The sequence below is a fragment of the Nocardia sp. NPDC001965 genome (assembly GCF_053594175.1).
In genome coordinates, this window is record NZ_JBSFDZ010000043.1 from 26,697 (window position 1) to 37,222 (window position 10,526).

10 protein-coding genes are annotated in these 10,526 nt (G+C 66.0%); 6 read left to right on the top strand and 4 right to left on the bottom strand.

The window, feature by feature from the left end:
* Positions 1-44: 44 nt before the first annotated feature.
* From ACWCPQ_RS31155 to ACWCPQ_RS31180, 6 genes are all read left to right on the top strand, one after another.
* A complete protein-coding gene (locus tag ACWCPQ_RS31155) occupies positions 45-1,328 on the top strand; it encodes an ABC transporter substrate-binding protein (RefSeq protein ID WP_449905546.1) in 1,284 nt (427 codons plus the stop codon).
* A gap of 41 nt (positions 1,329-1,369) precedes the next feature.
* Positions 1,370-2,404, top strand: coding sequence for a carbohydrate ABC transporter permease (locus tag ACWCPQ_RS31160; RefSeq protein WP_449905548.1), 1,035 nt, complete (start codon positions 1,370-1,372; stop codon positions 2,402-2,404).
* The gene (locus ACWCPQ_RS31165; RefSeq protein WP_449905550.1) at positions 2,404-3,309 is read left to right on the top strand and encodes a carbohydrate ABC transporter permease; all 906 of its coding nucleotides are present in this window, start codon (positions 2,404-2,406) and stop codon (positions 3,307-3,309) included. Before ACWCPQ_RS31160 ends, ACWCPQ_RS31165 begins: the two co-directional genes overlap by 1 nt.
* Before the next feature lie 62 nt (positions 3,310-3,371).
* Positions 3,372-5,726, top strand: a complete 2,355-nt coding sequence (locus ACWCPQ_RS31170; protein WP_449905552.1) for a transglycosylase domain-containing protein — start codon at positions 3,372-3,374, stop codon at positions 5,724-5,726.
* Between the two features lie 177 nt (positions 5,727-5,903).
* Positions 5,904-6,365: a GyrI-like domain-containing protein gene (locus ACWCPQ_RS31175; protein WP_449905554.1), complete on the top strand. Its 462-nt coding sequence runs from the start codon at positions 5,904-5,906 to the stop codon at positions 6,363-6,365.
* Positions 6,366-6,373: 8 nt separating this feature from the next.
* Positions 6,374-6,799: a GyrI-like domain-containing protein gene (locus ACWCPQ_RS31180; RefSeq protein WP_449905556.1), complete on the top strand. Its 426-nt coding sequence runs from the start codon at positions 6,374-6,376 to the stop codon at positions 6,797-6,799.
* Here ACWCPQ_RS31180 and ACWCPQ_RS31185 read toward each other — a convergent pair.
* The 4 genes from ACWCPQ_RS31185 to ACWCPQ_RS31200 form a co-directional block, all read right to left on the bottom strand.
* Positions 6,781-7,365 carry a type VII secretion system-associated protein gene (locus tag ACWCPQ_RS31185; protein WP_449905558.1) on the bottom strand — a complete coding sequence of 195 codons (585 nt, stop codon included), beginning with the start codon at positions 7,363-7,365 and terminating at the stop codon, positions 6,781-6,783. The genes ACWCPQ_RS31180 and ACWCPQ_RS31185 overlap by 19 nt on opposite strands.
* A gap of 26 nt (positions 7,366-7,391) precedes the next feature.
* Positions 7,392-8,294 carry a hypothetical protein gene (locus ACWCPQ_RS31190; protein WP_449905560.1) on the bottom strand — a complete coding sequence of 301 codons (903 nt, stop codon included), beginning with the start codon at positions 8,292-8,294 and terminating at the stop codon, positions 7,392-7,394.
* Positions 8,295-8,483: 189 nt separating this feature from the next.
* A complete protein-coding gene (locus ACWCPQ_RS31195; protein ID WP_449905562.1) occupies positions 8,484-9,575 on the bottom strand; it encodes an inositol-3-phosphate synthase in 1,092 nt (363 codons plus the stop codon).
* On the bottom strand, positions 9,568-10,128 hold the full coding sequence (locus ACWCPQ_RS31200) for a PadR family transcriptional regulator (protein WP_449905564.1): 561 nt from the start codon (positions 10,126-10,128) through the stop codon (positions 9,568-9,570). Before ACWCPQ_RS31200 ends, ACWCPQ_RS31195 begins: the two co-directional genes overlap by 8 nt.
* Positions 10,129-10,526: the final 398 nt, after the last annotated feature.

The following is a 10,526-nucleotide window of genomic DNA, read 5'->3' on the forward strand; positions in this document are numbered from 1 at the left end:
GTTGCCTTGTGCTGCCGCTCACGTGTCGACCCTGGAGTTCCGCGATGGCTTTCAAGAAGGTGCCGTCTCTACGTGCCGCGCTCGTCCTATGGCCGATCGCGCTGCTGACCGTGACCTTTGCCACCGCCTGCAACACCAGTGACACCGATGAACAGCTCGGCATGAACCAGGACGGCCGCGGCCCGATCACCTACGTCGAAGGTAAGGACACCACCGAGACCGGTGCGGTCAAACAGGTGATCGACAACTGGAACGCCACCCATCCGGACGAGCAGGTCACCTACAAGGAACAGTCCAACGACGCCTCGGCGCAGTACGACGATCTCGTCGAGCACATGCGCGCGAAATCGACGGACTACGACGTGGTCGCCCTCGACGTGCCGTGGACCGCGGAGTTCGCGGCCAAGGGCTGGATCCAGCCGCTGGAAGACCAGTTCGCCATCGATACGTCCCCGCTGCTGTCGCCGCCGGTGGCCAGCGCCACCTACAACGGCACTCTCTACGCCGCGCCCCGCAACACCAACGGTGGCCTGCTGTTCTACCGCAAGGACCTGGTGCCCGACGCTCCGCGCACCTGGGCCGAGATGCGCGCGAGCTGCCCACTGGCCCGGGACAACCAGATCGGCTGCTATGCGGGCCAGTTCGCCCCCTACGAAGGCCTCACGGTCAACACCGCCGAGGTGATCAACGCGTTCGGCGGAACCTTCGTCGGCACCGACGGCCGCACCCCCACCGTGAACAGCCCGCAGTCGCGGGCCGGCCTCGAGCAGCTGGTCGATTCCTTCCGGGTCGGTGATATCCCCCGCGAGGCCATCACCTTCCAGGAACCGACGAGCGGCGCCGCCTTCACCCAGGGCAAGCTCATGTTCCTGCGCAGCTGGCCCTCCACCTATGGTGACGCCTCGTCGGAGGCCTCGGCGGTCAAGGACAAGTTCGGGGTCGCCCCACTGCCCGGCGACACCGGGATCGGCGCCTCCACGCTCGGTGGCTACAACGCCGCGATCAGCGCCTATTCGAAGAACAAGGCCACGGCACTGGATTTCCTGAAATACCTGATCAGCGAGGAAGCCCAGCACATCATCGCCTCCGGCGCACTGCCGTCGGTGCGGGCCTCGATCTACGACGATCCGGCGCTCATCGCCAAGATGCCGTACCTGCCCGCCTTGAAGGATTCCATCGCCAGCGCGGTGCCCCGACCGGTCACACCGTTCTATCCGGCGGTGTCCAAAGCCATTCAGGACAACGCATATGCTGCCCTGACCGGAACCAAGTCCGTGAACGACGCGATCATCGGCATGCAGAAGGGCATCGAGACGGCCGGATCGTAGAGGTTCAACCGGACCCGGCGAGCCCGTAGGAGAGAGTAACGGTGTCGGATCCTTCCGGAACGGACGCGCAGGCGTCGGTCCGTACAGAAAAGCCCGCGAACGCGAATAGTGATCGTGGGACGGCCAGCAGGCTTCGCGACGAAGTCCGCCTGTCGGGCCGGGCGTGGTTGTTCGTCGCGCCGGTGCTGATAGCGCTCACCGTGGTGATCGGTTATCCGGTACTGCGGGCGTTGTGGATGTCGTTCACCTACGACGATCAGCTGGACGAGACCACCGGCCGGTTCGTCGACAGCGGCCAGGGCACCTTCTACAACTACCTGCACTGGCTCGTCGGCCAGTGCCAGGTGATCACCGGCGGCGTCACCGAATGCCCGACCGGCAATCTGGGCTCCGAGTTCTGGGGTGCCGTCGGCGTCACGCTGTTCTTCGCGGTCGTCACGGTGACACTGGAAGTGGCGATCGGGCTGGGTATGGCGATCGTCATGGGCAAAACCTTCAAGGGCCGGGCTCTGCTGCGGGCGGCGGTCCTGATCCCGTGGGCGATCCCGACCGCGGTCACCGCCCGGCTCTGGGAGTTCATGTTCCAGTACGACGGTGTGGTCAACACCGTGTTCGGTACCGAGATCCTGTGGACCTCCGAGGCCTGGCCGGCCCGTTTCGCGGTGATCGCCGCCGATGTGTGGAAGACGGCGCCCTTCGTGGCGCTGCTGCTGCTGGCCGGTCTGCAGATCATCCCCGACGACGTCTACGAGGCGGCCCGGGTGGACGGCGCCTCGGCCTGGCAGCGGTTCACGCAGATCACCATGCCGCTGCTCAAACCGGCGCTACTGGTCGCGGTCCTGTTCCGCACCATGGACGCGCTGCGCATGTACGACCTGCCCGCCATCATGACCGACAATCTGCCGGCCACCCGGACGCTGTCGGTGCTGGTGGTCGAACAGACGCGGCAGGGACCCAACAGTGCTGCGGCGCTGTCGACGATCACCTTCCTGTTGATCTTCGCGGCGGCCTTCCTGCTGGTGAAGGTATTGGGTGCGAACGCGGTGCGGACGCAGGAAGAGCAGCGGAAGGCGTGATGGCCGCGGTGACAACACAGCAAATCGAGACCGCCCCGCCGGCGGCGGCGAACGCCCGACCGGCGGGGGCGTGGCGGCGCAGGCTCGGCTCGGCCCGCATCTACGTGGGGGCCCTGATCGTGCTCCTGTGGGGTTTGGGCCCGTTCTACTGGATGGCGGTGACCGCGTTCCGCGACCCCGCATACACCTTCGATCCCACGCCCTGGCCCACCCACGTCACCCTGGACAACTTCCGCGACGCCTTCGATACCAGCCGAGGTAACGATTTCGGCCGGGCCCTGCTCAACAGCGTGATCATCGGCGCGGCCAGCACCGCCATCGCGCTGGTCATCGGAATCATGGCGGCCTACGCGCTGGCCCGGCTCACCTTCAAGGGCCGGTACCTGGTGTCCGGGCTGATCTTGAGCGCGTCGATGTTCCCGGTCGTGGTGTTGGTGACCCCGCTGTTCCAGCTGTTCACCGATATCGGCTGGATCGGGAAGTATCAGGCGCTGATCCTGCCGAACATCTCGTTCGTGCTGCCGCTGACCGTGTACATCCTGGCCTCGTTCTTCGCCGAACTGCCGTGGGAGCTCGAGGAAGCGGCCCGGATCGACGGTGCCACCAAGGTGCAGGCATTCCGGTTGGTGATGCTGCCGCTGGCCGCGCCCGCGGTGTTCACCACCGCGATCCTGGCGTTCATCGCCGCGGTCAACGAGTATCTACTCGCCCGTGTCCTGTCCGGTAGCAAAACGGAACCGGTGACCGTGGCAATCGCCCGGTTCTCCGGGAACAATCCACTGGTGGAACCGTATGCGGCGATCATGGCCGCGGGCACGCTTGTGACCGTACCGCTGGTGATCCTGGTGCTCATCTTCCAGCGGCGGATCATTTCCGGGCTCACCGCGGGCGGCGTCAAAAGCTGATCACTGGGTATCCTGGGGACCGGCGGTGGCACGCCTGAGTTTTTCCGGCGCTCCGAGAGGAGATGATCGTGAGCTCGTCCCGCTCCAGACGTGGCCGCAATACTCCCCAGCCACCCCAGTACCCCTCCGTAGCCGGTTGGAAGCAACTCGACGAATCCGGGCCGAATCCCCGGCCACCGACCTATATCCGTCCACACCGGACCCGCGGCCAGCGCATCCGCCACCTGCTGCTCTGGTTGTTCACCATTCTGGTGGCCATTCCCGCCTTGCTGGTCGCGCTGGTCTACTGGAGTGCCGAGATCCCGGCCGCCGGGACCGTGCCCGTCGCCCAGACCGCGACCATCACGGCCTCCGACGGTACGACAGTGCTGGCGAAGGTCGTGCCGCCCGAGGGCAACCGCACCCCGGTGCCACTGTCGGATGTGCCCGAACACGTTCGTGAGGCGGTGCTGTCCGCAGAGGACCGCAACTTCTACGACAACCCGGGTTTCTCCACCTCGGGTCTGCTGCGCGCGGTCCGCGACAACGTACTGGGCCGGGCGAACGCCGGTGGCGGTTCCACCATCACCCAGCAGTACGTGAAGAACGCTTTCCTCGGCTCCGAGCGCACGGTCAGCCGCAAGGCCCACGAACTGATCATCTCCTCGAAGATGTCGAAGGAGTGGAGCAAGGACGATATTCTCGGCGCCTATCTGAACACCATCTATTTCGGTCGCGGTGCCTACGGGGTCGCCGCCGCCGCCCAGGCCTATTTCGGGAAGCCGGTGCAGGAGCTGACCGTGGCCGAGGGCGCCGTTCTCGCCGCCCTCATCCGCTCCCCTTCGGGGCTGGATCCACAGGCCCGGCTCCCGCAGCTGCTGCAGCGCTGGAACTACGTGCTCAACGGCATGGTCGAGATGAACGCCCTCGCTCCGGGTGAACGCGACGCGATCGTGTTCCCGCCGACGATCCCGCCACCGGCCCCCGAGGACGCGAACACCAGCCGCGGCCCGGAAGGCCATATCAGGGCCCAGGTGCTGCGCGAACTGTCCGACGCCGGTATCTCCGATCAGGAACTGAGCACCGGCGCGCTGCAGATCACCACCACCATCGATGCGAAAGCCCAGCAGGCCGCCATCGCGGCCGCGACCGGCGGGTTGGACGGACAGCCGCCGGAACTGCGTACCGCGGTGACCTCGATCGACCCGCGATCCGGGGCGGTGCGCGCCTACTACGGCGGTGCCGACGGTATCGGTTTCGACTTCGCGCAGGCACCGGTCCAGACGGGATCGGCATTCAAGACCTTCGCGGTACTCGCGGCATTACAGCAGGGCATCCCGCTCTCCCGGGCCTTCGACAGCGCCCCCGTGGACGTCAACGGTGTGCTGGTGCGCAATGTCGAGAACGAATCCTGCGGCGTGTGCAGTCTCGGCGAGGCCTACAAACGCTCCCTCAACACCAGCTTCTACCGGCTCACTCTCGCCATGAACAACGGTCCCCAGGCCATTGCCGACGCCGCTCATCAGGCCGGTATTCCGCAGGACATCCCCGGTGTCCCGGGACAGTCTCTCACCGAGATGGGCTCGGCACCGATGCCCTCGATCGTGCTCGGCACCTACCTGGTGCGACCCATCGACATGGCATCGGCGTACGCCACCATCGCCGACAACGGCCGCTATCACCAGCCCTACTTCGTGCAGCGCGTAGTGCGCGGTGACGGCCGTGTCCTGCTGGACCGCGGCGGCGAACCGGAGCAGCGGACCGGCGCGCAACCGCCACCCGCCGAACAGCGGATACCGCAGACCATCGCCGCGCAGGCCGCCGCGGCCATGCTCCCCATCGCGTCGTATTCCAACGGTCACGCGCTCAACGGCCGGCCCTCCTCGGCCAAGACCGGGACCACCCAGCTCGGTGACACCGGACAGAACAAGGACGCCTGGATGGTCGGCTTCACCCCGTCGCTGTCCACCGCGGTCTGGGTGGGCACCGAGCTGAACCTCCCGATCGTCACCGCCGGCGGCGGCCGGATCTACGGGTCCGGACTGCCCTCCGATATCTGGAAGCAGACCATGGACGGCGCCTTGGTCGACACACCCGCCGAACAGATCGGCGCCCCGGCCCCGAATCCCGCCCCGGTCGTCCCGGCCGCGCCCCAGCAGCCGTCAGGCAACCCCTACGACATCCTCAACCCGCCACCCTCACAGCAACCGGAGACCCAGCAGCAACAGCAGCCGTCGCCGCAGCAACCGTTCATCGTGATCCCGCCCGCCTCCGAGCCGTACGCGCCCGAACCCGAGTACGCGCCGGAACCACAGGGGCCCGCGCCACCCCCCGCCGAAGGACCCGCGCCGGCCCCGGCGGCACCGCCGCCCCCACCCCCGCCGCCTGCCCCGCGAGTCGTCGAGATCCTGCCCGGCGTGACCATACCCGTACCGTGATCTACCGATTCCGGTCGTGATCCCACCGAAGGAACGGTCGGCATGGCAGCATCGTTGGCCAGAGTGAGATGTCGCCCATCCGACCGGCCGGCCCGGGCCGACGCCCGTGCCGGCACGGGCGTGCGGGAGGATATGCGCTGGAGCGACGACGTATGACGAGACATAGGGGCTACGCCGGTGGAATTCAATGTCGTTGACCGCCCGGAAACGCTGGTGGCGGGAATGGTGCTACGCAGCCCGGCACTCGCCGTGGAAGGACCGCGCCGCACCAGAGTCGAAGAAGCCTGGAAACGTACCCTGACCCGTTCCTTACCCGGTCACCCCGCCAGCGCGTTCGTCGATCACGCCCCGGAGATCAACTCCTATCTGACCCACATCATCGGCTACCGCTGCCACGGTCTCGACGACCTGCAACCCGGCGACATCCTCGCCCGCATCCCGGCCGGCCGCTTCGCCCGGTTCACCCTCAGCGGCGACGACCTCGGTGAAACGATCGTGACCCTGTGGCGTGCGATCTGGGACGCCGAAGCCGCCGGACGGTTGATCCGCTCCTACGCCGGCGACTACGAGCGTTACCCGGACGAACACACCGTGGAAGTGTTCGTCGCTCTGGCAGAAGACGATTCGGTGAGCAGGTAGGAAGAGCTGTGGATTTCGAAATTGTCGAACTCGACGAAAGCCTGGTGGCCGGACTCACCATTCCGCTGGCCGGCCGTGAAGTGACCGCCCGCGATCTCGACCTGGTGAACTTCACCTGGGACCGCTACCTCAGCCGCGAGAAGAACGTCCCCCGGGCGGCCGCCTACATAGGTCAGGGCGATCACGCGGTGGCGGTACTCGGTTACGAGATCAAGGCCATGGACGACCTGGATCCCGGCGACGTACTGACCCGCGTCCCGACCGGCCGCTACGCGAAGTTCGTGGTCACCGAGAAGCCGTACGACCTGCTCCGCACGGCGTGGGCACGGGTCCGGGAAGCGGAGAAGGCGGGCACCATAACCCGTTCGCACACCGCCGAATTGGAGCGCTACATCGGCCCCACTTCGGTAGAGGTCTACGTCTCGCTGGACTGAGGAGGGTGTGTTTCCGGCGCCGCGTACGGCGAGGCGGCGTCGCGCCACACCTGATCGGCCGGACGAACCGCGTCGGCGGTGAGACGGAACGAATGATCGCTGCCGGGGTTGAACAATAGATCCGTGCCCGGGGGCAGCGCCTGGTAGAGCTGGGAGCCGAGCATGCGTACCCAATTTCCTGCGCCCAGTCGTTGTTTCTGAATCTCGGCGGTGACGACGACAACGCATCGAATATCGTCCGGGGCGAGTGCGATCCGGGGCCGGTTCCGCTCGTCGTAGGCGATCTCGACGACAGTGCGCAGAAGTGTCGGCACGATCCGGTCGGTGCGGTCCTCACCCATGTCGACCAGGCGCAGCAGAGCGTCGATGGGATCGCTGGGGCTGCGCGCAGACAGCGGCAGGTAACTCGGGTTCGGCTCGAAAGGCCCTGTTTGTCCGCCTTTTTCGAGCCTCCAGCCGCCGACCAGGGCCTCCGGCGGAGGGTCTCCGGGATGAGCTTGCGAGGTCCAGGCCGGGTCGAGGAGCACGAGCCAGTCGCCCTGACGAACTGCTGCGGATGAATCCATCGGCTGTGTCCCGTTCCTGTTCGTTGTCACGAATCCTCAGGTCGCGCCGACTGGGGTTCTGGTGCCGAGTAGGTCTCGAACAACTTACGATCGGGGCTTTCGCGCTTCACATACAACTCGGTCGGCATCCCTGCGCGCTCGGGAATCGGCGTGTTCGCCACATCGGTGGGGGCGTAGATATTACCGGTCACCACACCCCTCGAGTGGAGGTACTCGGCTGCCCCCGGTGCCGCGGAGGTGGCGGATTTACCGGTTCGGCATGCTACGAGTACCTGTTCATCGGCCGGGTTCAGACCGAAGAGACGGGCGGAGGTCTCATGCGCCTCGAGCAGTTCCCCGCCTTCGGGTCCGTTCAAGTACACCGAGAGCCAATCGGGGTCCGATCCGTTGCGGGTATCGGATTCGTGGTTGCTGTCGGCTCCGCGGTTGACACTGATCAAGAAGTGGTCGCCGGTGTCTCCTCCGCGGATCGCTCCCCCATGGATGAAGATGTATCTGGGTGGTCGACCCGATAGGCGGACGGCATCGGCCCACGGGGCGTCTTCCGGTGGGAGGTACTGCCCGTTCGCTTTGGGGACCACCTCCGTATCAGCCTGTCTCGTCTCCTGTTCCACCCACCTGACCAGATCGCTGTATCCGAATCTGTCCCCTCCGTGTTCGTAGGTGGCTCCTCTGAGGTCGCCGTTGGCATCGTTCAGCGGCCGGCACCACACGTCCGAAGGCCGGAACCTGATCCGCTTGCCCTCGAATGTCGTGCCGGTCAGCGATTTCACGCGGTCGTATGCTTCACGATCACCGTGGTGGAACGCGCGGGCCGCCTCCCTCAATTCACCGGCGAGACCAGCGGTCATCTCCACCCGAGCCAACGCCGTGCGCTGGAGCTCGAGCCGTAGAACATCGCGCGCATATCGCAATGTCGCACCGATCATGCTGCGCTCCGTCCTCCGAACACGCGCGGATGGACGCAGAGCTCCACCAGCGAACTCACCCGTTGCCTCAAAAGGTGAGTCGCCGGAGTGTGCCGACAGCGGCCTTCGGCGCCGGCCCACCGCCACCTACTCGAGCAGGCCGTCCGGAGGGGAAAGTCCGGTCGGCCTGCCCCTCAGGCGCACCGGCACTCAGGCGTCGATGATGAATGCCTCCAGCTGGGTCCGGGCGATATCGTCGGGCAGCTGCTGCGGCGGGGACTTCATCAGGTACGCCGACGCCGGGATGACGGGTCCGCCGATGCCGCGGTCCTTGGCGATCTTCGCCGCGCGCACCGCGTCGATGATGATGCCGGCCGAGTTCGGGGAGTCCCACACCTCGAGCTTGTATTCCAGGTTCAGCGGCACATCACCGAAGGCGCGACCTTCGAGGCGAACATAGGCCCATTTGCGGTCGTCGAGCCAGCCGACGTGGTCGGAGGGGCCGATGTGTACATCGTTGGCGCCCATCTCCTTCTGCAGGTTGCTGGTGACCGCCTGGGTCTTGGAGATCTTCTTCGACTCCAGCCGCTCCCGCTCGAGCATGTTCTTGAAGTCCATGTTGCCGCCGACATTCAGCTGCATGGTGCGGTCGAGCTGGACACCGCGGTCCTCGAACAGTTTCGCCATCACCCGGTGGGTGATGGTGGCACCGACCTGGCTCTTGATGTCGTCGCCGACGATCGGGACGCCCGCGGCGCGGAACTTCTCGGCCCATTCCGGATCCGAGGCGATGAAGACCGGCAGGGCGTTGACGAACGCCACACCGGCGTCGATCGCGCACTGCGCGTAGAACTTGTCGGCTTCTTCGGAGCCGACCGGCAGGTAGGACACGAGGACGTCGACCTCGGCATCCTTCAGCACCTTGACGACGTCGACCGGATCGGATTCGGCCAGTTCGATGGTTTCGGCGTAGTACTTACCGATGCCGTCGAGAGTGGGGCCGCGCTGGACGGTAACGCCGAGCGGCGGTACGTCGGAGATCTTGATGGTGTTGTTCTCGCTGGCGAAGATCGCCTCGGACAGGTCGAAACCGACCTTCTTGGCGTCCACGTCGAAGGCGGCCACGAACTGCACGTCCCGGACGTGGTATTCGCCGAACCGCACGTGCATAAGCCCGGGCACCGTCGTGGAATCGTCGGCATCCCGGTAGTACTGGACGCCCTGGACGAGCGAAGAGGCGCAGTTGCCCACACCCACGATGGCGACGCGAACACTGGACTTGTTGGTGTCTCCACTACTCATGGCCGGTATTTCCCTCTTTCTGTGGTGCCGCCTTCGTCGATTGCTCCGCCGCAATCAACTCGTTGAGCCAGCGCACTTCGCGCTCGCTTGATTCGAGTCCGAGCTGATGGAGCTGACGGGTGTAGCGATCCAGCGAGCCACTCGCCTTCTTGACCGCTTCCCGTAACCCCTCTCGGCGCTCCTCGACCTGACGCCGCCTGCCCTCCAGAATCCGCACCCGTGCTTCCGCGGGGGTACGGCTGAAGAAGGCGAGGTGGACGCCGAAGCCGTCATCGGTGTAGTTCTGCGGACCGGTGTCGGCCAGGAGGTCGTTGAAACGCTCCCGACCGGCAGGGGTCAGCTGGTAGACCCGCCGGGCGCGGCGGGTCGTCGACAGTCCCTCGGGTACTTCCTCCGCGATCAGCCCATCCGCCCGCATACGTTTCAGCGTCGGATACAGCGATCCGTAGGAAAAAGCCCGAAACGCCCCGAGCAGACCGGTGAGCCGCTTCTTCAGCTCGTAGCCGTGCATGGGCGATTCCAGGAGCAGCCCGAGGATTGCCAGTTCGAGCAACGGGCTTCACCCCCTGACTTCCGTACAGACCTAACCAATGGATGCAGTTACCCACTATATCGGACCGATATAACAATGCATACTTAGTGCCCGCCGGCGCCGCGGGCAGCCACTGTCGACCCCGGTTCTTCCCTCCTCCGCTCAGCCGCTGCGCTCCACCACTCCGTCAGTCCAGAACCCGGGCGGGTAGACCTCCCGTAGAAGGCCCCCACGTACAACCACCACCCAGGCCAGTAATCCGTGCAGGTCCACAATCGACCGAACCTCGAATGCCACCGCAACCACCCGAGTCGAGTTCTACGAGACACCTCGAAGGGTCGAGGCCCGTCTCGCCGTTCAGGCCTCGCAACCCCATGGCCCCCACCGCCCGGGGTCGGGCCCTGAACGCGTGGGTAAGG

Excerpts from the sequence above, each read along its gene's own strand:
- ACWCPQ_RS31155 (WP_449905546.1), top strand. The coding sequence starts at position 45 with ATGGCTTTCAAGAAGGTGCCGTCTCTACGTGCCGCGCTCGTCCTATGG.
- ACWCPQ_RS31165 (WP_449905550.1), top strand. The coding sequence starts at position 2,404 with ATGGCCGCGGTGACAACACAGCAAATCGAGACCGCCCCGCCGGCGGCG.
- ACWCPQ_RS31170 (WP_449905552.1), top strand. The coding sequence starts at position 3,372 with ATGATCGTGAGCTCGTCCCGCTCCAGACGTGGCCGCAATACTCCCCAG.
- ACWCPQ_RS31185 (WP_449905558.1), bottom strand. The coding sequence starts at position 7,365 with ATGGATTCATCCGCAGCAGTTCGTCAGGGCGACTGGCTCGTGCTCCTC.
- ACWCPQ_RS31190 (WP_449905560.1), bottom strand. The coding sequence starts at position 8,294 with ATGATCGGTGCGACATTGCGATATGCGCGCGATGTTCTACGGCTCGAG.
- ACWCPQ_RS31195 (WP_449905562.1), bottom strand. The coding sequence starts at position 9,575 with ATGAGTAGTGGAGACACCAACAAGTCCAGTGTTCGCGTCGCCATCGTG.